This is a genomic window from Mesorhizobium sp. M0904 (assembly GCF_040319475.1).
In the GTDB taxonomy this organism is placed as follows: domain Bacteria; phylum Pseudomonadota; class Alphaproteobacteria; order Rhizobiales; family Rhizobiaceae; genus Mesorhizobium.
In genome coordinates this window covers 122,391-144,157 of sequence record NZ_JAMYOC010000014.1, presented here as the reverse complement: position 1 = coordinate 144,157, position 21,767 = coordinate 122,391, and the positions used below count along the sequence as shown (strand labels likewise).

The 21,767-nt window shown below is 62.4% G+C and carries 17 protein-coding genes and 1 pseudogene; 14 read left to right on the top strand and 4 right to left on the bottom strand.

Annotated elements, in window-relative coordinates:
- Positions 1 to 98: 98 nt before the first annotated feature.
- Together glmS and NKH80_RS16760 are read left to right on the top strand one after the other, a co-directional pair.
- Entirely contained in the window at positions 99 to 1,922 is a 1,824-nt protein-coding gene (glmS, locus tag NKH80_RS16765) for a glutamine--fructose-6-phosphate transaminase (isomerizing) (protein WP_352706613.1), read from the top strand.
- Between the two features lie 79 nt (positions 1,923 to 2,001).
- Positions 2,002 to 2,754: a DUF502 domain-containing protein gene (locus NKH80_RS16760; protein WP_352491637.1), complete on the top strand. Its 753-nt coding sequence runs from the start codon at positions 2,002 to 2,004 to the stop codon at positions 2,752 to 2,754.
- On the opposite strand, the gene recG is transcribed toward NKH80_RS16760, so the two are convergent.
- Complete coding sequence (gene recG, locus NKH80_RS16755) at positions 2,706 to 4,814, bottom strand: ATP-dependent DNA helicase RecG (protein WP_352992578.1); 2,109 nt, start codon at positions 4,812 to 4,814, stop codon at positions 2,706 to 2,708. The genes NKH80_RS16760 and recG overlap by 49 nt on opposite strands.
- A 91-nt stretch (positions 4,815 to 4,905) precedes the next feature.
- On the opposite strand from recG, the gene NKH80_RS16750 reads away from it, so the two are divergent.
- The 6 genes from NKH80_RS16750 (at position 4,906) to NKH80_RS16725 (ending at position 11,933) form a co-directional block, all read left to right on the top strand.
- Positions 4,906 to 5,193 (top strand): FAD assembly factor SdhE, encoded by a 288-nt coding sequence (locus tag NKH80_RS16750; RefSeq protein ID WP_352992576.1) that lies wholly within the window; start codon positions 4,906 to 4,908, stop codon positions 5,191 to 5,193.
- A 13-nt stretch (positions 5,194 to 5,206) separates the two neighbouring features.
- The gene (mfd, locus tag NKH80_RS16745; protein ID WP_352992574.1) at positions 5,207 to 8,707 is read left to right on the top strand and encodes a transcription-repair coupling factor; all 3,501 of its coding nucleotides are present in this window, start codon (positions 5,207 to 5,209) and stop codon (positions 8,705 to 8,707) included.
- Between the two features lie 180 nt (positions 8,708 to 8,887).
- On the top strand, positions 8,888 to 10,261 hold the full coding sequence (locus tag NKH80_RS16740) for a class II 3-deoxy-7-phosphoheptulonate synthase (protein ID WP_352508814.1): 1,374 nt from the start codon (positions 8,888 to 8,890) through the stop codon (positions 10,259 to 10,261).
- 125 nt (positions 10,262 to 10,386) lie between these two features.
- Complete coding sequence (locus tag NKH80_RS16735; protein ID WP_352992572.1) at positions 10,387 to 10,806, top strand: GFA family protein; 420 nt, start codon at positions 10,387 to 10,389, stop codon at positions 10,804 to 10,806.
- Between the two features lie 77 nt (positions 10,807 to 10,883).
- Complete coding sequence (locus tag NKH80_RS16730; protein ID WP_352992570.1) at positions 10,884 to 11,243, top strand: diacylglycerol kinase; 360 nt, start codon at positions 10,884 to 10,886, stop codon at positions 11,241 to 11,243.
- 102 nt (positions 11,244 to 11,345) lie between these two features.
- Positions 11,346 to 11,933 carry a hemerythrin domain-containing protein gene (locus NKH80_RS16725; protein WP_352992568.1) on the top strand — a complete coding sequence of 196 codons (588 nt, stop codon included), beginning with the start codon at positions 11,346 to 11,348 and terminating at the stop codon, positions 11,931 to 11,933.
- 3 nt (positions 11,934 to 11,936) lie between these two features.
- Here NKH80_RS16725 and NKH80_RS16720 read toward each other — a convergent pair whose 3' ends face one another.
- Both NKH80_RS16720 and NKH80_RS16715 read right to left on the bottom strand, forming a co-directional pair.
- Complete coding sequence (locus NKH80_RS16720) at positions 11,937 to 12,524, bottom strand: DedA family protein (protein ID WP_352992566.1); 588 nt, start codon at positions 12,522 to 12,524, stop codon at positions 11,937 to 11,939.
- Positions 12,521 to 13,084: a DUF1003 domain-containing protein gene (locus NKH80_RS16715; RefSeq protein ID WP_352479010.1), complete on the bottom strand. Its 564-nt coding sequence runs from the start codon at positions 13,082 to 13,084 to the stop codon at positions 12,521 to 12,523. Before NKH80_RS16715 ends, NKH80_RS16720 begins: the two co-directional genes overlap by 4 nt.
- A gap of 83 nt (positions 13,085 to 13,167) precedes the next feature.
- Between NKH80_RS16715 and NKH80_RS16710 the strand changes: the two genes are divergently transcribed.
- The 5 genes from NKH80_RS16710 (at position 13,168) to gltX (ending at position 19,756) form a co-directional block, all read left to right on the top strand.
- Complete coding sequence (locus NKH80_RS16710) at positions 13,168 to 13,881, top strand: DNA-3-methyladenine glycosylase I (RefSeq protein WP_352706621.1); 714 nt, start codon at positions 13,168 to 13,170, stop codon at positions 13,879 to 13,881.
- A 65-nt stretch (positions 13,882 to 13,946) separates the two neighbouring features.
- Positions 13,947 to 15,629 carry an NAD+ synthase gene (locus NKH80_RS16705; protein WP_352706623.1) on the top strand — a complete coding sequence of 561 codons (1,683 nt, stop codon included), beginning with the start codon at positions 13,947 to 13,949 and terminating at the stop codon, positions 15,627 to 15,629.
- A gap of 26 nt (positions 15,630 to 15,655) precedes the next feature.
- Entirely contained in the window at positions 15,656 to 16,069 is a 414-nt protein-coding gene (locus NKH80_RS16700; RefSeq protein ID WP_254820166.1) for a GNAT family N-acetyltransferase, read from the top strand.
- Positions 16,070 to 16,443: 374 nt separating this feature from the next.
- The gene (locus NKH80_RS16695; RefSeq protein ID WP_352992564.1) at positions 16,444 to 18,249 is read left to right on the top strand and encodes an ABC transporter ATP-binding protein; all 1,806 of its coding nucleotides are present in this window, start codon (positions 16,444 to 16,446) and stop codon (positions 18,247 to 18,249) included.
- 133 nt (positions 18,250 to 18,382) lie between these two features.
- Positions 18,383 to 19,756 (top strand): glutamate--tRNA ligase, encoded by a 1,374-nt coding sequence (gene gltX, locus NKH80_RS16690; protein ID WP_254820168.1) that lies wholly within the window; start codon positions 18,383 to 18,385, stop codon positions 19,754 to 19,756.
- Here gltX and NKH80_RS30125 read toward each other — a convergent pair.
- Positions 19,674 to 20,877, bottom strand: a pseudogene (locus NKH80_RS30125) (DUF2865 domain-containing protein). The gene gltX and the pseudogene NKH80_RS30125 overlap by 83 nt on opposite strands.
- Before the next feature lie 258 nt (positions 20,878 to 21,135).
- Here NKH80_RS30125 and NKH80_RS16675 point away from each other — a divergent pair.
- Entirely contained in the window at positions 21,136 to 21,756 is a 621-nt protein-coding gene (locus NKH80_RS16675; RefSeq protein WP_352507845.1) for a DUF1287 domain-containing protein, read from the top strand.
- Positions 21,757 to 21,767 lie beyond the last annotated feature (11 nt).

Genomic DNA, 21,767 nt, shown 5'->3' with positions numbered 1-21,767 from the left:
TCCGGCTGATACCGGACGAAATGGAATGTGATTTTTCGCGACGGCCCGGCAGTCTCTAAATGGCGCCGGGTTTGAGGTCGGAATCGGGGGCAGGCGCGATGTGCGGTATCGTTGGAATTGTCGGTAACTCGCCGGTCGCGCCGCTTATCGTCGATGCGTTGAAAAGGCTCGAATATCGCGGCTATGACTCGGCCGGCGTCGCCACGATCGAGCACGGCAGGCTTGACCGCCGCCGCGCCGAGGGCAAGCTGGTCAATCTCGAGCGCCGGCTGAAGGACGAACCGCTCGACGGCATGATCGGCATCGGCCACACGCGCTGGGCCACGCATGGCGTTCCGAACGAGAGCAATGCGCATCCGCATTTTTCCGACGGCGTCGCCATCGTCCATAACGGCATCATCGAGAATTTCGCCGAATTGCGCGACGAGCTGATGCGCGACGGCTACAGCTTCGCCTCACAGACCGATACCGAAGTCGTCGCGCACCTGGTGGCGCGCGAACTGGCCAGGGGGCTGAAGCCGGTCGAGGCGGCGCATAAGGCGCTGAAGCGGCTGGAAGGCGCCTTTGCGCTCGCCATCATGTTCAAGGGCGACGAGGATTTGATCGTCGGCGCGCGCAATGGCCCGCCGCTCGCCGTCGGTCACGGCGACGGCCAGATGTTCCTTGGCTCCGACGCCATCGCGCTTGCCCCGTTCACCAATTCGATCACCTATCTGGAAGACGGCGACTGGGCGGTAGTGCGCCGCAACGAGGTCGATATTTTCGACATGGGCGGCAACAAGGTCGACCGCAAACGCCAACAGTCGCTCAGCACGAGCTTCATGGTCGACAAAGGCAACCGCCGCCATTTCATGGAAAAGGAAATCCATGAGCAGCCGGAAGTGATCTCGCACACGCTGGCGCATTATGTCGATTTCGTCGGTGGCGCCTCGAAGCCGCTCGCTCTGCCGTTCGATTTCGCCAAGATCGACCGGCTGGCGATTTCGGCCTGCGGCACCGCCTATCTCGCCGGGCTGATCAGCAAATACTGGTTCGAGCGCTATGCGCGGCTGCCGGTCGACATCGATGTCGCTTCGGAGTTCCGCTACCGCGAGATGCCGCTGTCGAAGAACGATGCCGCTTTCTTCATCTCGCAATCGGGTGAGACCGCCGACACGCTGGCATCGCTCCGCTACTGCCGCAAGGCTGGCATGAAGATCGGCGCGGTCGTCAATGTGCGCGAATCGACCATGGCGCGCGAATCCGACGTCATCCTGCCGACATTGGCCGGCCCGGAGATCGGCGTCGCCTCGACCAAGGCGTTCACCTGCCAACTTTCCGTGCTGGCCTCGCTGGCGGTGCGGGCCGGCGTGGCGCGCGGAACGATTTCGCATGACCACGAGAAAACGCTGATACGCGAGCTGTCGGAAGCGCCGCGTTATGCCAACCAGGTGCTAAAGCTCGACGGGCAGATCGAAAAGATCGCGCGCGACCTCTCGCACTACAAGAATGTGCTTTATCTCGGCCGTGACACCAATTTTCCGCTGGCCATGGAAGGTGCGCTGAAGCTCAAGGAGATTTCCTATATCCATGCCGAAGGCTATGCTGCCGGCGAGTTGAAACACGGCCCGATCGCGCTGATCGACGAGAACATGCCCGTCATCGTCATCGCCCCGCATGACCGCATCTTCGAAAAGACAGTGTCGAACATGCAGGAGGTGGCCGCGCGCGGCGGCAAGATCATCCTGATCACTGACGGCAAGGGCGCGGCGCACGCTACGGTGAAGACGATGGAGACGATCGTTTTGCCGGACGTGCCGGAAATCATCTCGCCGATCATCTACGCGCTGCCGATCCAAATGCTCGCCTACTTCACCGCCGTGTTCATGGGTACGGACGTCGACCAGCCTCGCAACCTGGCGAAATCGGTAACGGTGGAATAGGTCTCGTTTAAAACTTCGCCATTCCAAAGCGCCTTCGGGTTCAGTAGTGTCGCGCTGCAAACACACGCTGCGGTGAACCATGTCGGATGCTCTCAAGACCTCAGGCATGACCCGGCTGAGAAACTATTTCCTGACCGGCTTCGTCGTTTGCGCGCCGCTCGCCATTACTGCCTACATTGCCTGGTCGCTTATCGGCTGGGTCGATTCCTGGGTCAAACCCTACATTCCGGTACGCTACAATCCGGACACCTACCTACCGTTTCCAGTGCCGGGTTTTGGGCTGATCGTTGCCCTGATCCTCATCACTTTCATCGGCTTTATGACCGCCAATATCGTTGGCCGCGCCATCGTCAACTTCGGCGAGCGCCTGCTTGGTCGCATGCCGCTGGTGCGCGGTATCTACCGTTCGCTGAAGCAGATTTTCGAGACCGTGCTGTCGAACAAGGGCGACATGTTCCGCCAGGTCGGGTTGGTCGAATATCCGCGCAAAGGGGTCTGGTCGCTTGTCTTCGTCGCCAGCGAGAAGGAAACCGAGATCAACCAGAAGCTCGACCGGGAAGGCGATCCGCTGATTGCCGTGTTCATGCCGTGTACGCCCAACCCGACGACAGGCTTTCTGATGTATGTGCCGAAATCCGACATTGTGCTGCTCGACATGACAATCGAGGACGGAGCCAAGCTGATCGTGTCGGCCGGCCTGGTGGCGCCGGCGGTCAAAATGGTGACGGTGAACGGCGAGCAGATCCACGGCGCGCTTGCCAATCCTCCGCTTGGCACGATGCCTCAGCCGGCACGGAGCAGCCGCACGGCCTCGTCACGGCCGAACAGATAGAGCAACAGGCGCAGCGCCGTGCCGCGTTCGGACTGCAGTTCCGGATCGCGCGACAGGATCAGCCGCGCATCGTCGCGAGCGGCCTCGAGCAGGTCGGCATGCGCCTCGATGCGCGCCACCTGGAAGCCCGGCGTGCCGGACTGGCGGGTGCCGAGCAACTCGCCTTCGCCACGCAGCTTCAGATCCTCTTCGGCGATACGGAAGCCGTCCTCGGTTTCGCGCATCACCGACAGACGGCGTTTTGCCGTCTCGCCGAGCGGATCCTTGTAGAGCAGCACGCAGGATGAAGGCTTGTCGCCGCGCCCGACCCGGCCGCGCAATTGATGCAACTGGGCGAGGCCAAAACGTTCGGCATGCTCGATGACCATGATCGTCGCATCCGGCACATCGACACCGACCTCGATGACAGTGGTGGCGATCAGGATACGGGTGTCGCCCTGCTTGAAGGCGCGCATCGCCTCGTCTTTGTCGGTGCCTTTCATGCGACCGTGCACCAAGCCGACGCGGTCGCCGAACAGCGGCTTCAGGGAGGCAAAACGGTCCTCGGCCGACATCAGCCTGATCTCCTCGGATTCCTCGACCAGCGGACAGATCCAGTAGATTTTCTGGCCATCGGCGACGGCGTCGAGCATGCGTCCGATCAGTTCGTCGAGCCGTTCAAGCGGTAAGGTGACGGTGCGGATCGGCTGGCGGCCGGCCGGCTTTTCCGTCAGCTTCGACACGTCCATGTCGCCGAATGCAGTCAGCACCAGCGTCCGCGGTATCGGCGTTGCCGTCATCACCAGCATGTCGGGCGCGTCGCCCTTGGCGGTGATCGCAAGGCGCTGGTGGACGCCGAAACGGTGCTGCTCGTCGACGACGGCGAACACGAGGTCATGGAACGTAACCGTTTCCTGGAACAGCGCATGAGTGCCGACGACGATGTCGATGTCACCATTGGCCAGCCCGGTCAGCGTGTCGGCACGCTCGCGGCCCTTTTCGCGACCGGTGAGGACGGCGACACGCAGCCCGGCCCGTTCCGCCAACGGCGCAATCGTTGCAAGATGCTGGCGCGCCAGGATTTCGGTCGGTGCCATCAATGCCGCCTGGCCGCCGGCCTCGACGGCATGCGCCATGGCAAGCAGCGCGATCACCGTCTTGCCGGAGCCGACATCGCCCTGCAAAAGGCGCAGCATGCGTTCGGGGTCGCCGAGATCGGCGTTGATTTCGGCAAGCGCCATTTCCTGCGACATGGTCAGCGAATAGGGTAGTGCCACGCGAAGTTGCTCGACTATGCGGCCGTCGCCGACGAGTGGCCGGCCCGATAATCGGCGGACCTTGGCCCCCACCAGCGCCAGCGATACCTGGCCGGCCAAGAACTCGTCATAGGCAAGGCGCCGCCATGCTGCGCCGTCGACCGAGACGTCGATCGGGTCGGCAGGATTGTGGATGCGGTTGAGCGCATCGGTGAAAGCAGGAAAGGCATGGCGGCGCCGGAACTCGCCGTCCTGCCATTCGGGCAGCACCGGCAGGCGGGCCAGCGCCTGGCCGATGGCCCGGCGCAGCACCTTGCCCGAGAGCCCGGCGGTCAGCGGATAGACCGGCTCGACCAGCGGCAGGTTTTCCGCGTCGCCGGCAAGTGCGATATGGTCGGGGTGAACCATGGTCGGGCGGCCGTTGAACCATTCCATGCGGCCTGAGACGACGACATGCTCGCCTACGGGCATTGCTTTTTCGAGATAGGCAGCATGGGCATGGAAGAAGGTCAGCGCGATCTCGCCGGTGTCGTCATGGGCGTAGACCCGGTACGGGACCGACCTGTTGCCGCGTGGCGGCGGCTGGTGGCGGTCGATGCGTACGTCGAGTGTGACAATGGCGCCCTCGGCCGAACCAGCGATGCCCGGCCGGCTGCGGCGGTCGATGACAGTATGCGGCAGCACGAACAAGAGGTCGCCGGCGCGCGCGGCCCGGTCGCCGAGGTCGGCTGCTACGACTTTTTCGATCAGGGCGCCAACTTTCGGCCCGACGCCGGCAAGCGAGGTGATCGGGACAAACAGCGGATCGAGGAGGGAAGGACGCATGATGTCAGCTTATGTTGCGGCGACTGTAGCGCAAGGCTGACACCGCCTTCTATCCACGCTATATGCGCCGCCTAGGCAAGGATGTTGCAAGATGACCGGAACGAAACGATCAAGCGAGGGCCTCGATGCCCGCCGCCGCAAGCTTTTGTTTCGTTCGTGGCACCGCGGCATGCGCGAGATGGACCTTATACTCGGCAGCTTCGCCGACGCCGAGATCGGCGCCTTGACCGGCGACGAAATCGACCGATATGAGAGGCTCCTCGATATTCCCGACACCGAATTCCTGCCTCTCGTCACTGGCGAACGCCCGGTTCCGGCGGATGTCGACTGTGCCGTCCTGCAAAAAATCCTGGCTTCGCGCCGGGAGATGACCTTCTGAACAACGTGTAGCTATGAGCCTTATCCCTACGATCGGTCTGCCGAAAGGCCGCGCCGGCCAGTTCATTGTCGATGGCGTCGCCGACGGCTACGAAGCCTTTGCCCTGGTGCAGGCTGCGCGCGAGATCGCACCGGACAAGCCGGTGCTGTTCGTGGCCCGCGACGGCCAGCGCCTGCCGGCGATCGTCGAGGCGCTTGCCTTTGCCGCGCCGGGCCTCCCGGTGCTGGAACTGCCGGCCTGGGATTGCCTGCCTTACGACCGTGTCTCGCCCGGCGCCGATGCCGCCGCAAGGCGGCTCGATGCACTGGCTGCAATGATTGCGCTGGCGAAGAAGCCCCACCGCGCCGTCGTCCTCACCACCGCGAATGCGCTGTTGCAACGCATTCCGCCGGCTGAACTCGTCGAGGCGCAGACCCTCCACGCCAAACCGGGCAACCAGATAGACATGAACGTGCTGGTGTCGCGGCTGGAGAATTCCGGCTTCGAGCGAGTGCCGACGGTGCGCGGTATCGGCGAATTCGCGGTGCGCGGCGGCATTCTCGATCTCCTCGCGCCCGGCTGGACTGAGGCGCTGCGCCTCGATTTCTTCGGCGATACGCTGGAATCGATCCGCGTCTTCGATACCGCAACACAGCGCACCACCGGCCAGCGCAAGTCGATGGCGCTACAGGCGATGAGCGAGGTGGCGCTGACGCCAGAGACGATCAGCCGCTTCCGCCGCGCCTACATCGAAGCCTTTGGCGCGCCCTCGCGCGAAGACGGACTCTATGCGGCGGTCAGCGAGGGCAGGCGGTTTGCCGGCATGGAGCACTGGCTGCCGTTCTTCTATGAGCGGTTGGAAACCGTGTTCGATTATTTGCCGGATGCGCCGGTGGTGTTTGATCATCTGGCGCATGAGGCACTGGCCGAGCGCCATGCGCTGATCCTCGATCATTATGAGGCGCGCAAAAAACAGGCCGACGGCGCCTTGAAGGATGCCGTGCCCTACAAGCCGGTGTCGCCGGATTTGCTTTATCTGTCGCCCGAAAACCTGATTGCCTCGCTTGGCCCACGCGAAGCGATAGACTTCACGTCCTTCGATGCGCCCGATGCCGGTGCGAAAAAGGTTTTCCATGCTGGCTCGCGCCATGGTCGCAGCTTCGTCGAGGAGCGCGCCGACCCTAACGCCAACGTCTTCGACGTCGTCGTAAAACACATTTCCGACGAGCGCGCTGTAGGCCGCCGTGTCCTCGTCGCCGGCTGGACTGAAGGTTCGCTCGACCGGCTCGGCCAAATCCTGGCCGAGCATCATCTTGGCAATCTGAAACCGGTGGCGACGCTTGCCGAAGCCGAAAAGCTTGAGCCTGGGCAAGCGGGACTGGCCGTGCTGCCGCTCGAATCCGGCTTCGAGACGGAGAAACTGGTCGTCATCGCCGAGCAGGACATTCTCGGCGACCGACTGATCCGGCGTTCGAAGCGCAAGAAGCGCGCGTCCGACTTCATCGCCGAGGCTTCGGCATTGTCCTCAGGCGATATCGTCGTCCATGCCGACCATGGCATTGGCCGCTTCATCGGGCTGCGCACCATCGAGGCGCTCGGTGCGCCGCACGATTGCCTCGAAATCCACTATGCCGGCGACGATCGGCTGTTCTTGCCGGTGGAAAACATCGAGTTGCTGTCGCGCTATGGCTCGGATTCGGCCGAGGCGACACTCGACAAGCTTGGCGGCGGCGCCTGGCAGTCGCGCAAGGCACGGCTGAAGAAACGCCTGCTCGACATGGCCGGGCAGTTGATCCGCATCGCCGCCGAGCGACAAATGCGGGCCGCACCGGCGCTGCTGCCGGCGGAAGGCCTCTATGGCGAGTTTGCAGCGCGTTTCCCCTATGAGGAAACCGACGACCAGCAAACGGCGATCGATTCGGTCAGGGATGATCTGGGCGCTGGAAAGCCGATGGACCGGCTGATCTGCGGCGATGTCGGCTTCGGCAAGACCGAAGTCGCGCTTCGTGCTGCCTTCATCGCGGCGATGGAAGGCTTTCAGGTCGCGGTGGTGGTGCCGACGACATTGTTGTCGCGCCAGCATTTCAAGACCTTCTCGCAGCGCTTCTCCGGCCTGCCGATCCGCGTCGCCCAGGCCTCGCGGCTGGTCGGCGCCAAGGAACTGGCCGAGACCAAGAAGGGCGTCGCCGAAGGCCAAGTCGACATTGTCATCGGCACGCACGCACTGCTCGGCTCCTCGATCTCGTTCAAGAATCTCGGCCTGCTGATCATCGACGAGGAGCAGCATTTCGGCGTCAAGCACAAGGAGCGGCTGAAGGATCTCAAGACCGACGTCCACGTTCTGACGCTATCGGCGACGCCGATCCCGCGAACGCTGCAGCTTGCCTTGACCGGGGTGCGTGAGTTGTCGCTGATCGCCACGCCGCCGGTCGATCGCATGGCCGTGCGCACCTTCATCTCCCCTTTCGATCCGCTGGTCATCCGCGAGACGCTGCTGCGCGAGCGCTACCGTGGCGGCCATTCTTTCTATGTCGTACCGCGCATCAGCGATCTCGCGGAAATCCATGATTTCCTGCGCGAATCCGTGCCTGAGCTGAAAGTGGCCGTGGCCCATGGTCAGATGCCGCCCGGCGAACTCGACGACATCATGAACGCCTTCTATGACGGCCAGTACGATGTGCTTTTGTCGACCACAATCGTCGAATCCGGCCTCGATATTCCGACTGCCAATACGCTGATCGTACACCGCGCCGATATGTTCGGCCTGTCTCAGCTCTATCAGCTGCGCGGGCGCGTCGGCCGCTCTAAGGTGCGCGCCTACGCGCTGTTCACGCTGCCCGCCAACCGCAAGCTCACCGATACAGCCGAGCGCCGGCTGAAAGTGCTGCAGTCGCTCGATACGCTAGGCGCCGGTTTCCAGCTGGCCAGCCACGACCTCGACATTCGCGGCGCCGGCAATCTGCTTGGCGAAGAGCAGTCGGGCCACATCAAGGAGGTCGGCTTCGAGCTCTACCAGCAGATGCTGGAGGAGGCAGTGGCCGAAGTGAAGGATTCCGGCGAGGTGCAGGACGGCGGCTGGTCGCCGCAGATCGCCGTCGGCACAGCGGTGATGATCCCGGAAAGCTATGTCCCGGATCTGCAGCTCAGGTTGGCGCTCTATCGCCGCCTTGGCGATCTCGAAAACACTGAAGAGATCGACGCTTTTGGCGCCGAGCTTATCGACCGTTTCGGGCCGCTGCCGGAAGAGGTGAAGCATTTATTGAAGATCGTCTTCATCAAGGCACTTTGCCGCAAGGCCAATGTCGAAAAACTCGATGCCGGACCGAAAGGCGTCGTCATCCATTTCCGCAAGCGCGAATTCCCCAATCCGGTCGGGCTGGTCAAGCTCATCGGCGAACAGGGTTCGCTGGCCAAGATCCGGCCGGACCAGAGCGTCGTCTTCAGCCGCGACTGGCCGACGCCCGAAAAGCGGCTGGCAGGCTCAGCGGTTGTCATGACGCAGCTGGCACGGCTGGTGGAGAAGGCGGCGGCGTAGCAGGGTATCGCTGGTGCTCTGGACCATGACGGCGCTGGTACTTTCGCCCTGCCGTGCCATTCGCCAGCGCTGAGATTCCGGTCTAGAATAGGAAATCGGCTTCGTGTATGCAGCCGCGACCCCATATGGGGCGGATTGGCGGGCGATGGCGTCCGCGTGAAAAGAGCGTTAGGTGCTTCGATGACGAAATGGTCGCCGAATTCGTGGAGAGCTAAGCCGATCCAGCAGGTTCCTGCCTATCCGGACCTTGCCGCGCTGAGGAACACGGAAGCCCAGCTCGCCACCTTTCCGCCGCTGGTTTTTGCAGGTGAGGCACGCAAGCTGAAGAAGCAGCTTGCAGCCGTCGCTGCCGGTGACGCATTCCTTCTGCAAGGTGGCGATTGCGCCGAGAGCTTCGCCGAACATGGCGCGGACAATATCCGCGACTTCTTCCGCGTCTTCCTGCAGATGTCGGTGGTGCTGACCTTCGCTGGCGCTCAACCGGTGGTGAAGGTCGGCCGTGTCGCCGGCCAGTTCGCCAAGCCGCGCTCGTCCGACAATGAGACCAAGGGCGGTGTGACGCTGCCCAGCTATCGCGGCGACATCATCAACGGCATCGAGTTCGATGCCAAGTCGCGCATTCCCGATCCTGCAAGACAGGAGATGGCGTACCGCCAGTCGGCGGCGACGCTCAACCTTTTGCGCGCCTTCGCCCAGGGCGGCTACGCCAGCCTGGAGAACGTGCATCAATGGATGCTCGGGTTCGTCTCCGACAGCCCGCAGGGCGAGAAATACGAGTCGCTCGCCAACCGCATCACCGAGACGATGGACTTCATGAAGGCCGTCGGCATCACCTCGGAGACCAATTATGCGCTGCGCGAGACCGATTTCTATACCAGCCATGAGGCGCTGCTGCTCGGTTATGAAGAGGCGCTGACCCGCGTCGATTCGACCTCGGGCGACTGGTACGCCACCTCTGGCCACATGATCTGGATCGGCGATCGCACGCGCCAACCCGACCATGCGCATGTCGAATATTGCCGCGGCATCAAGAACCCGCTGGGGCTGAAATGCGGGCCGTCGCTGACGCCGGACGGCCTGTTGCAGCTCATCGATCTGCTCAATCCGGAGAACGAGCCCGGCCGGCTGACGCTGATCGCTCGTTTCGGCTCCGATAAGGTTGCCGACCATCTGCCGAGGCTGGTGCGAGCGGTACAGAAGGAAGGCCGCAGTGTGGTGTGGTCTTCCGATCCGATGCATGGCAATACGATCGAGGCCGCCGGCTACAAGACACGGCCGTTCGACCGCATCCTGAAGGAGGTGCAGACGTTCTTCGAGGTGCACCGCGCCGAAGGCACGCATCCCGGCGGCATACACATCGAGATGACAGGCAAGAACGTCACCGAATGCACCGGTGGTGCCCGCGCCATCACCGCCGAAGAATTGCAGGATCGCTACCACACCCATTGCGATCCGCGGCTCAACGCCGACCAGGCGATCGAATTGGCGTTCCTGGTGTCCGATCTGCTCAAGAAGAGCCATCCGGTCCAGCACAAGCAGGCCGTCAACGGCTGATTAGAACGTATTCGATCATCGAGGTGGTCAGCGAAACGCGTCCGGCGGGTGTCGCATTTGCTCGTGCCTAACGCACGCAAAACTGGAATCCTGCGAAGCGACGGCAATTGCATCGGGAGGCCGATATGGCTGACAGTCACACCGGATCATGCTTGTGCGGGGCAGTGCGGTTCCAGACACGAGGACCGCTGCGCGGTGTCATCTACTGCCATTGCTCGCAGTGCCGGAAGCAGAGCGGGCATTTCTATGCGGCGACCAATGTTGCCGACCGCGACATCACGATCACGGGCGCGGACAGCATCGCCTGGTACGAGGCATCTTCGTTTGCCAGACGGGGTTTCTGCAAGACATGCGGCTCGCTGCTGTTCTGGAAGCCGACGGATGATGGCTATGTTTCAGTCCTGGCCGGGCTGTTCGACGCGCCAACCGGACTTCAAGGGGAATGTCACATCTTCGTCGGCGACAAGGGCGACTATTACGCGGTCGACGACGGGCTGCCGCAGTTCGAGAAGTCAACGCCGTCGATCAAGGTGGCAGGCGACTGATTTTTGAAGAGGTCGCCTTATTCCCTTGGTCCAGCCATTGCGCTAATCCCCTGCCGGTGATTCCGAAGGGTTTTGGCATGCAGCGGCTGATCGACGCTTTTTACAACTCGGTGCGGGCGTTTCGCAAACTGGCCGCCAGCGAGGAGGCCTTCCAGCTGGAGCTGACGCTGCTTGTGCTTGCCTTGCCGCTCGGCTGGTTCCTTTCGGAATCGTGGCGCGGCTATGCGCTGCTGATCGGCGCGGTGCTGCTCATGATCCTGATCGAGGTGCTGAACACCGGCATCGAGGCGGCATGCGACGCGTTCAGCCGTGAATTCAACATCGATATCCAGCTGGCCAAGGATTGCGGTTCGCTGGCGGTGCTTATTTCGGTGGTAATCGCTGCAGGCGTCTGGGGCGTCGCCATCGTCGAGCGGATCCTCGGGGTGCCGATCTGACGTTTCAAACACTCCATGCCGTCACTGCATTTCTCGTTTTGACCATGATCTTTTCCGAAAAACCGGTACCACTTTTCGGGATCATGGTCTGAGGGAACCGACATGGCCAATACCGCCGGATTTCTGCTGCTTGAACGTGAGGGCCTGCCGGACGATCTGTGCTGGCTGGCCGAAAAATATCCGCGCGAGATCTGGCAGGCGCATGCCAACATTCACGGCGTGGCCAATATGTGGCTGCAGCGGCACGATATGTTCCGCGAGCTTGGCGACATGCTCACCAGTGGTATCGGCGATTATCCAGAAGGTAGGCTGAACGCGCCGGAATTCGCGCGCTGGTTCGCGCCGCGCCTCAACCATTTCCTCGGCAATCTCGACGGCCATCACAATGTCGAGGACCATCATTATTTCCCGGTCTTCGCCAGGGCCGAGACCCGTCTGAAGCGCGGCTTCGAGATTCTCGATGCCGATCACCACACAATCCATGAGGGACTGGAGCGCAATGCCGAGGCGGCAAATGCCTTCATCCGCACGCTTCAGGAGAGCGAGGTCAAGCAGCGCTTCGCCGCCGACACCTATGCCGACGAGAACAGCCGGCTGATCGCCATGCTGACCAGGCATCTTGCCGACGAGGAAGACCTGATCATCCCGCTGATCCTGGAAAAGGGCGACCGTGCGCTCGGCACAGATTGACGATCAGCTTCCCCTGCGAAGCTCCTTCTTGGCGAGGAAGTGCGACGCCAGCCAGCCGAGGATAGCCACAACGAGGCCGATTGCCAGAGCGATCAGCAGCCGCTCGTGGCGGGCCAGCGTCTGGCCGACGATGCGCTCGGCGCCCAGCCCGAACACATAACCGACCGTGCAGAACAGCGCCGCCCAGACCACCGATGAGATGGCATTGAGGATGACGAAACGCGCCGCGGCGATGCCGGACAGCCCCGCCGCGATACCACCGACCAGGCGCAGGCCATAGATGTAGCGGTTCGACAGCACGAAGATGTTGGGATGAGAGGTGACGAGGCGATAGGCGTGGCTGAAGCCCGGCCGGGCACGGAGCCTGATCACGAATTTATGGTCGGCGAAGCTCCGCCCCAAGATGAAGAAGAACGTGTCGCCACCGAAAGCGCCGAGCGCTGCCGCGAGGAAAGCCTGCCACAGGACGAAAACATGCTGATGCGCGAAGAAACCGCCAAGGATGGCGGCGCTTTCGCCTTCGGCCACGCAGCCCAGGAAAACCGCGACCAACCCATATTGCTCAATGAGACGATGGATGGCTTCCGTCATGAAGACGTTCGCTGCTTCGACAGAATGCCGTCGATGCGCTTCACCTGCTCGGCCAGCCGGGCGATCTCGTCTCGCATGCCGATGATCTGGCTGTGGCGCAGTTCGTCGAGCTTTTCGTGTAACGCCATGATCTCGATCTCGGCCTTGAGGTTAACCTCATAGTCGTGGGCGGCGTCGATTCGATCGCGCTCGGTCTGGCGGTTCTGCGCCATCATGATCACTGGCGCCTGCAGGGCGGCAACCATGGAAAGCACGAGATTGAGGAAGATGAATGGATAGGGATCGAAGGCGGCGCTCGACAAGAGCCAGACATTGCCTGCCGTCCACAGGATCAGGAAGCCAATGAATGCCAGGATGAAGGACCACGAGCCGCCGATCCGGGCGATGGTGTCGGCCAGGCGATCTCCAAACGTCTGGTGAAAGGCGACGGCCTTGTTGGTGTCCTTGGAAATCGTGGTGCGCTCGAGCGTAGATTGCAGTACCCGGCTTTCGAGCGCGCTGAGGCCGTCCGGCTTTCGCTTCAGCCAGCGGCTTGCCAGGTCCTCGATCGTTTTGTTCATCGTCGCCTCCGTCGTCAGCGATGAGGTAGAAGCTGCCGGTTCATACGAGAAGTGGTAGATTGACGCGATGGGGTCAGGAAACAATGGTGGATTTTCAGAAAATTCGCGCCCGTGCAGCGAAACGCAAAGGCGGTGAGGCAGCCCTTACGTCGCTGCTGGGTCCAATGCCTGACAATGCCGCGGTGGCAAAGATTGCGGATGACCGGATCCTGTCGACCATGGCCGAGCGGGTCTTTGCCGCCGGCTTCGTCTGGCGCGTCATCGAGCAGAAATGGCCGGGTTTCGAGGAAGCATTTCTTGGCTTCGAACCGAAGCGGCTGCTGTTCCAGCCTGACGATTTCTGGCACGATCTCACCGCCGACAAGCGCATCGTGCGCAATCCGCAGAAGATCAAATCCGTACGCGACAACGCGGCCTTCGTCGAGCGTGTGTCGAAGGAGCACGGCGGCTTCGGCAAGTTCCTGGCCGATTGGCCGGCGGATGACCAGGTCGGGTTGATGGCCTATCTCGGCAAGCACGGCAGCCGGCTCGGCGGCAATACCGGCCAGTATTTTCTGCGCTGGCTTGAGTGGGACGCTTTTGTTGTCTCGGCCGATATGGCGGCCGCACTGCGCGATGCTGGACTCAACATCGCGGAGAGCCCGACCTCGAAGAGGGATTTGGGCAGGATCCAGGCGCAGATCAACGCCTGGGCGGCGGAAACCGGGCTGCCGCGCCGACACATTTCGCGCATTCTGGCAATGTCGATCGGCGAGAACCATCCGCCGGAAGCCTTGCGCGAATATATGAGCGAATAGGATCGACTGTTTGGTCCAAACGAACGCCATTGCCCGACGAATTTTGCCGCGCTAAACCCACGGGCATGACAGACAGGACCGCTCCAGACATATTGCGCATCGCCGTCGCCCAGCTCAATCCGACGGTCGGCGACGTCGCCGGCAATCTCGCCAAGGCGCGCGAGGCGAGGGCGGATGCCGCCCGCCAAGGCGCCGACCTCGTGCTGTTCACCGAGCTTTTCCTTGCCGGCTATCCGCCTGAGGATCTGGTGTTGAAGCCGGCATTCCTGAAGGCCTGCGAGCGGGCGGCGGAGGATTTCGCCGGCGATACCGCCGACGGCGGCCCGGGCTTCATCATCGGCACGCCGTTGAAGCGCAAGACCGGCACGCACAATTCGATCATCTTTGCTGATGGTGGCAAAATCCTTGCCGAACGCTACAAGCTCGATCTGCCGAATTACGGTGAGTTCGACGAGAAGCGCGTCTTCCAGGCCGGCCCCGAGATCCAGGGGCCGGTCAATTTCCGCGGCGTGCGCGTGGGAGTGCCTATCTGCGAAGACATCTGGGGCGAAGTTGCCGTCTGCGAGACGCTGGCCGAAAGCGGCGCGGAAATCCTGCTGGTGCCCAACGGCTCGCCCTACTATCGCGGCAAGGTCGATGTCCGCCACCAGATCGTCATCCGCCAGGTCATCGAATGCGGACTGCCGATCATCTATGCCAACCAGCTTGGCGGCCAGGACGAACTGGTCTTCGACGGCGCATCGTTTGCCATAGGTTCTGACAAGACGCTGGCCTTCCAGATGAGCCAGTTCGAGGAGACGGTCAACGTCACCACCTGGAAGCGAAAGAATGACATCTGGGTCTGCTATGACGGACCGATGTCGAAAATCCCTGAAAAGGAGGAGGCCGACTATCGCGCCTGCATGTTGGGCTTGCGCGACTACGTCAACAAGAACGGCTTCAAGAATGTCGTGCTCGGCCTTTCCGGCGGCATCGATTCGGCGATCTGCGCGGCACTTGCCGTCGATGCGCTGGGCGAGGAACGGCTGCGCGCCGTGATGATGCCTTACCGCTACACTTCGAAGGACTCGCTCAAGGACGCCGAGGACTGCGCCCGCGCGCTCGGCTGCCGCTACGATATCGTGCCGATCTTCGAGCCGGTCGAGGGCTTCCTGCACACACTGACGCAGCTTTTCGAGGGCACCAAGGAAGGCATCACCGAGGAAAACCTGCAGAGCCGCGCCCGCGGCACCATCCTGATGGCGATTTCCAACAAGTTCGGTTCGATGGTGGTCACTACCGGCAACAAGAGCGAGATGTCGGTCGGCTACGCTACGCTCTATGGCGACATGAATGGCGGCTTCAACCCGATAAAGGACCTCTACAAGATGCAGGTCTATGCGCTGGCGCGCTGGCGCAACGCGCATGTGCCGCCGGGTGCGCTCGGTCCGTCCGGCGAGGTGATCCCGAATAATATCATCGACAAGGCGCCCTCGGCGGAACTGCGAGAGAACCAGACCGACCAGGATTCGCTGCCGCCCTATCCGGTGCTCGATGACATATTGGAGTGCCTGGTCGAGAACGAGATGGGCGTCGACGAGATCGTTGCGCGCGGCCATGAGCGGGCGACGGTGACGCGCGTCGAGCACCTGCTTTACGTCGCCGAATACAAGCGCCGGCAGGCGGCGCCCGGCGTGAAGATCACCAGGAAGAATTTTGGCCGCGACCGCCGCTATCCCATCACCAACCGGTTCAGGGATGGCGGGTAGGCGATTGGCTGCATAGCGGTTTAGCCATGGCCAACTTTGAGATCAGCTTTGACCTGTCGCAGATCGACTTCCGGGCGACGTCCGACATTTTGAAGGAGAGCTATTGGGGCAGCGGCCGCAGCGATGAACTGCACCGCCGCGCCTTTGCCAACTCACTGTGCGTCGGCGCCTATGTCGGCGGCAATCAGGTCGGCTTTGGTCGGGCGATCACCGACCGTACGGTATTTGCCTATCTCGCCGACATCATTGTCTGGCCCGGGTATCGCGGGCAAGGCATCGGAACCCGGCTTGTCCAGGCGCTTATCGATCATCCGGATTGCAAGACTGTCACGCATTGGAGCCTGTCGACCAACGACGCCCATGCGGTTTACGAGAAGCTCGGCTTCAGACCTTCCACCGACGGCCGCTATATGCGCCTCGACCGTATCACGGCAACCTGAAACAGAGGCAGCGCACAACCCGCGATTGTTGCAAAATCGTCTCACTGCTTGGACCAGATGCGCTTTGGACTATCTACTGACTTGGCGCGGCGTTGAGGCGTCTCTATAAACGCCTTTCCGCGATCCCCTTGGGGAGGACCGAAATGCCAGGATTTGACATCGTTATGCGAGGCCGCGAAGCCTAGGTCTCAATCGGCAAGCCAGAAGGTTCTTACCTTTGCGGCGAAGCCGAGCTGAGAACAGGCGTTCGTCGATGCCGGTCGCCGCCCGTATTCGGGCGAGCCGCCAATTCCTTGGGTGTTAATTCGCCCGACGCGGTTTTTTCAATTTTCGACCTTTTCCGGGATCGGGCTCGTTTGCGCCCGAATGACATCATGGCTCGTTTTCGAATAGATTTGCGCGCGGGCGCCTTTCGCAGCGTTCTTGGCTTCACGCTCAGCCATTGGCGGCGTCAGCCGTGGCGGCTTGCCGGCATTATGGGCACGTTCCTGCTGTCGACCTTGGCCGACGTGCTGACGCCGCTCTATTCCGGCCGGCTGGTGGATGCCGTCGCTAGCAGTGCTGCGGCCGACGATGTTGCGTGGAACGCGGCGATGGCGGCCTTTTCGATGCTGGTTGCCCTGGCGCTCACCGGTGTCGTGCTACGCAATCTCGCCTTCATGGCCATTGTCGAGCTGACGTTGAAGATGATGGCGGATATCGCCGCTGACGCCTTCCACCGCGTCCAGCGCTTCTCCACCGACTGGCACGCCAACAGCTTCGCCGGATCGACGGTGCGCAAGATAACGCGCGGCATGTGGGCGCTCGACCTGCTCAACGACACGATCCTGATCGCGCTGCTGCCGTCGGTCGTCATGCTCGTCGGCTCGACGCTGCTGCTTGGCTGGTTCTGGCCGCTGATGGGTGCTGTCGTCGCCATCGGTTCGGTTCTGTTCATCGCGGTGACGACGATGCTGTCGCTTGGCTATGTCGCGCCTGCGGCAAGGCTTGCCAATGCGTGGGATACACGGCTTGGCGGCTCGCTGGCCGATGCGGTGAGCTGCAACGCCGTGGTCAAGGGTTTTGGCGCCGAGGAACGCGAGGAGACGCGGCTTGCCGAGGTCGTCGCCAAATGGCGCGGTCGCACGCGCCGCACCTGGATGCGCGGCACCGTCAACGGCACCACGCAAGGGACGATGCTGCTGCTTTTGAGGGCAGCGGTCATCGGCTTCTCCCTGCTTTTGTGGTCGTGGGGGCAGGCGAGCGCCGGCGATGTCGCCTTCGTGCTGACCTCATTCTTCGTGCTGCAAGGCTATCTGCGCGACATCGGCACGCATATCCGCAATCTGCAGCGCTCGATCAACGACATGGAGGAACTGGTCGACTTCCAGTCCGTACCACTCGGCATCGAGGATCGGCCCGGAGCCAAACCGATCCGGATCACCGATGGCCGTATCACCTTCGACAATGTAACGTTCCATTATGGCAGCCACCGCCTGCCGCTCTATCGCGACTTTTCGGTGGATATCGCGCCGGGCGAACGGGTTGGGTTGGTTGGCCATTCGGGCTCCGGCAAGACGACATTCGTCAAGCTGATCCAGCGCCTCTACGACGTGACTGCGGGCAATATCCTGATCGACGGCCAGGATATTGCCAATGTGGCGCAGGCGTCGCTGCGCGCGCAGATCGCAATCGTCCAGCAGGAGCCGATCCTGTTTCACCGGTCGCTGGCCGAAAACATCGCCTATGCCCGGCCGGCCGCCACGCAGGCCGAGATCGAGCACGCGGCGCGGTTGGCCAGCGCGCATGACTTCATCGCCAATTTGCCGAAAGGCTATGGCACGCTGGTCGGCGAGCGCGGCGTAAAGCTGTCGGGCGGCGAGCGTCAGCGTGTTGCAATCGCACGCGCCTTCCTTGCCGATGCGCGCATTCTCATCCTGGATGAGGCAACGTCGAGCCTCGATTCGGAATCGGAGGTGCTGATCCAGCAGGCGATGGAGCGCTTGATGGTCGGCCGCACGACGCTGGTAATTGCCCACCGGCTGTCGACGGTGCGGGCGCTGGACAGGCTTTTGGTGTTCGATCGCGGCCGCATCGTCGAAGAGGGCTCGCATGACCAGCTGATCCGGCTGCAAGGCGGCATCTACCGCCGGCTGTTCGAACGCCAGGCGCTTGAACTGACCAAAGGCCTGGTGATCTGACGGTTACGGCGCCACACGTCATGTTAGACGTGCGGCGCAGCAGTCTTTACTTCGCCTTTGTCATGTTCTATGTCTGCCGCCGAGCGCGGGGGCGCGTCTTGTCAACAGCAAAACCATCCGGTACGCCCCGCTCATGACAGTTACCGTCCGTTTCGCCCCATCACCGACCGGCCGCATCCATATCGGCAATGCGCGCACCGCTTTGTTCAATTGGCTGTTCGCCATCAAGAACAAAGGCCGCTTCATCCAGCGCTTCGACGACACCGACGTTGCCCGTTCGACGCAGGAGTTTTCCGACGCTATCCTGTATGACCTGCATTGGCTGGGCATCTTCCCCGACGCCACGGAGTACCAGTCGCGGCGCGTGGAAATCTACGATGCCGCACTGGAGAAGCTGAAGGAGGCGCGCCTCGTCTATGCTTGCTATGAGACGCCCGAAGAGCTCGACCTGAGGCGCAAGGTGCGCCGCACGCGTGGCCTGCCGCCAGTCTATGGCCGTGAGGCGTTGACGCTGACAGCTGAGCAGGTGGCGGAATATGAGGCCGATGGGCGGCGGCCGCACTGGCGCTTTCTGCTGCCCAACTTCACCAGTGATCCGCTGCAGCCGGAGCGCACCGAAATCCACTGGAACGACCTGGTGCGCGGCGAAGAAACCGTCGACCTCGCCTCGCTTTCAGACCCGGTTCTGCGGCGTGAGGACGGCACCTACCTCTATACATTACCTTCGGTCGTCGACGACATCGACATGGGCGTCAGCCATGTCATTCGCGGCGACGACCACGTCACCAATACCGGCGTCCAGATAGCCCTGTTCCAAGCACTTGGCGCGGAGCCGCCGGCGTTCGGCCACCACAATCTCCTGACAACGGCATCAGGCGAGGGACTTTCGAAGCGCACCGGCGCGCTGTCCATCCAAAGCCTGCGTGAGAGCGGCATCGAGCCGATGGCGGTGGCTTCGCTGGCGGTGCTCGTCGGTACCTCGGAAAACGTCGTAGCGGTGCCAACGATGGCCGAGCTAGCCGAGCGCTTCGATCCGGCTGCAACATCGAAATCCGCCGCCAAATTCGATCCGGACGAGCTCTTCGTGCTCAACCGCACGCTGCTGCACCACATGCCGTTTTCAGAGGCGCGCGACCGGCTGATCGTGCTCGGCATCTCCGGCGAACAGGCCGAGCCTTTCTGGCTGGCGGTGCGCGGCAATCTCGACAGACTGGCCGATGCGGCGATCTGGTGGCGTACGCTTCGAGACGGCCCAGAGGAGCCGGCGGAGTTTTCCGACGAGGACCGCGACTTTCTTCGCCAGGCATTCGAGCTGCTGCCGGAAGAGCCTTGGAACGGCACTGTCTGGAAGGACTGGACGGGCAAGATCCGAGCGGCGAGCGGCCGCAAGGGCAAGGCCCTGTTCATGCCGCTCAGGCTGGCGCTTACGGGACAGTCTTCCGGTCCGGAGCTTGCAGATCTGTTGCCGCTACTGGGTCGGGAAGGAACGTTGGCCCGACGACCCTGACCTTGCGCTGCTCCGGCGGCGGCAGCGACGTCGGCGAGGGCACAGGTTTGGCGGCAAGCCGTCTGATCGCCTCACGGTTGAGGCCGCCTTGCGAATTGGCCAAGGTCTCCGGGTCGGCGCCCGGATCAGGCTTGGCAACCGGCAGCGGAATGAACGGGGTGGTCTCCACGCTCGCCTTGGATTGTGCCGGGGTTGGCGGGTTGCCGGCGATGATCTGGAAATTCTGCACGGCATTGCAGCCGCAGGTCGGCGGCCGGGGCGTGTCGGATTGCTTGTAGAGGTAGGCCGTCGACAGTTCGATATAAGGCCTGCCGGTCACTGAAGACGTCATAGACGCCGAATCGTCGTTCATGCCGCGCGTGTAGAAAACCTGCATCTCGGTGCCGGGGCAGCTCGATTCGCAATTCTTCTGGTCGCGCTCGAAATCGCCCAGCGAGGCAGCATTCGACATCGGGAAGAAATAGCCGTCGCAGGTCCGCACGCACATGGTGCGGAATTCGCCTCGCGGCTGGCCCAACTCGTCGGCGTTGTTGAGGATGCTGCGGATGTTGCGCGGCTGACTTAGCTCTTCAGCCTGGTCGCAGCTCTTCGGGCTGGTCGGGCGCACCAGGTTCACTGCCCAAAAGCTGGTCGAGCAGGCTTCGGTTGCCGTTTTCACGGCTGGCTTCGCGGACAGGTGTGGGCGTCGACGCCGCATCATCGCGGCAGTCATTGGCGTCAAGCGAGGCCAATATGCGCGCGCGATCGCGTCGCGAACCACCGTCGGCAAGCTCAGTGCGTTTGGCCTGCAAGGCGTCGAGATTGGCAGCCATGCGATCGATGGTGGCGTCGAGTGCCGCGCATGCATTGGCGTTGCGGCGAGACAGCGAAAAGCCGCAGCCGGCGCTGCTGGACTGGCTGACGGCTTTTGAAATCTGCTGGCGCTGCCGGACGATCGCGTCGTCGTATTTCCTGAGTAGGCCCGGCTTGCCGCCGCCACCACGAGAAGCGGCGCCAAGATCGGCTTCAAGCTGGCGGCAGAGGCGCGAAGCGGCCTGCGCCTGAGTGACGGCAATGCTGCACAGTAGCAGGACGCCGAGCAGCGCGGCCGCCCGCGTCAGCTTGCAACGTGCGCCCGTCATCCTTCCGGACCTCCACCTGCCTGTCATTTAGAACTACCGCGCTCGCGGTTAACCGTTCGTTTAGCATACCGCCGATTCCGGCTTCGGCTCAAATCGGCGATGGCTTGCGCCTGTGCGCGATCACGACGAGGGCTGTCATGCCGACCACCCCCCACGGCCTTTTCGGACAGGGCCAGAACCGCGACATCCTGGCGTTGCACGAAAAAGGCGTATTCGCCGAGAAGAATGCCTGGATTCAGTAATGCCCGGAGGCTTGGGATGACCTCGATTACCCGTCGAGCCGCGGTGCAATTTGGTCTTTTATGCCTGGCGATGCCGGTCGCCATGGCGCAGGAAAAGCTTGTCACGCCGGATTGGGGCACCAGATTGGTCGAAGCCGCTCGTGAGCAGATCGGCGTCACCACGCTCTACGATCCGACCTATACACGCCTGGCCTATCCGGGCGGGGACGTTGAGCCTGAGCGGGGTGTGTGCACGGATGTCGTGATCCGTGCCTATCGCCGCGCCTTCGATCTCGACCTGCAAGAATTGGTGCATGAGGATATGCGGGCCAATTTTGCCGCCTATCCGAAGGCTTGGGGCCTGAAGGCGCCCGACCGCAACATCGACCACCGCCGTGTGCCCAATCTTGCGGTCTATTTCGAACGGCGCGGTGCTGCCTTGCCCGTCAGCCAAGACCCCGCCGATTATCGGCCTGGGGATCTCGTCGCCCAGATGCTGCCCGGCAATCTGTCGCATATTGCCATCGTGTCGTCCAATCACTCCACTGTGGTGCCGACAAGAAGGCTGGTTATTCACAACATCGGCGGCGGCGCCAGAGAAGAGGACACTTTGTTTGCCTTCAGGCAGACAGGGCATTTCCGGTTCAAGCCAGTCTGAGAAGGCCCATC

Coding starts and splice junctions, on each gene's coding strand:
- glmS (WP_352706613.1), top strand. CDS start 99: ATGTGCGGTATCGTTGGAATTGTCGGTAACTCGCCGGTCGCGCCGCTT.
- NKH80_RS16760 (WP_352491637.1), top strand. CDS start 2,002: ATGTCGGATGCTCTCAAGACCTCAGGCATGACCCGGCTGAGAAACTAT.
- recG (WP_352992578.1), bottom strand. CDS start 4,814: ATGCGTCCTTCCCTCCTCGATCCGCTGTTTGTCCCGATCACCTCGCTT.
- NKH80_RS16750 (WP_352992576.1), top strand. CDS start 4,906: ATGACCGGAACGAAACGATCAAGCGAGGGCCTCGATGCCCGCCGCCGC.
- mfd (WP_352992574.1), top strand. CDS start 5,207: ATGAGCCTTATCCCTACGATCGGTCTGCCGAAAGGCCGCGCCGGCCAG.
- NKH80_RS16740 (WP_352508814.1), top strand. CDS start 8,888: ATGACGAAATGGTCGCCGAATTCGTGGAGAGCTAAGCCGATCCAGCAG.
- NKH80_RS16735 (WP_352992572.1), top strand. CDS start 10,387: ATGGCTGACAGTCACACCGGATCATGCTTGTGCGGGGCAGTGCGGTTC.
- NKH80_RS16730 (WP_352992570.1), top strand. CDS start 10,884: ATGCAGCGGCTGATCGACGCTTTTTACAACTCGGTGCGGGCGTTTCGC.
- NKH80_RS16725 (WP_352992568.1), top strand. CDS start 11,346: ATGGCCAATACCGCCGGATTTCTGCTGCTTGAACGTGAGGGCCTGCCG.
- NKH80_RS16720 (WP_352992566.1), bottom strand. CDS start 12,524: ATGACGGAAGCCATCCATCGTCTCATTGAGCAATATGGGTTGGTCGCG.
- NKH80_RS16715 (WP_352479010.1), bottom strand. CDS start 13,084: ATGAACAAAACGATCGAGGACCTGGCAAGCCGCTGGCTGAAGCGAAAG.
- NKH80_RS16710 (WP_352706621.1), top strand. CDS start 13,168: ATGGTGGATTTTCAGAAAATTCGCGCCCGTGCAGCGAAACGCAAAGGC.
- NKH80_RS16705 (WP_352706623.1), top strand. CDS start 13,947: ATGACAGACAGGACCGCTCCAGACATATTGCGCATCGCCGTCGCCCAG.
- NKH80_RS16700 (WP_254820166.1), top strand. CDS start 15,656: ATGGCCAACTTTGAGATCAGCTTTGACCTGTCGCAGATCGACTTCCGG.
- NKH80_RS16695 (WP_352992564.1), top strand. CDS start 16,444: ATGGCTCGTTTTCGAATAGATTTGCGCGCGGGCGCCTTTCGCAGCGTT.
- gltX (WP_254820168.1), top strand. CDS start 18,383: ATGACAGTTACCGTCCGTTTCGCCCCATCACCGACCGGCCGCATCCAT.
- NKH80_RS16675 (WP_352507845.1), top strand. CDS start 21,136: ATGACCTCGATTACCCGTCGAGCCGCGGTGCAATTTGGTCTTTTATGC.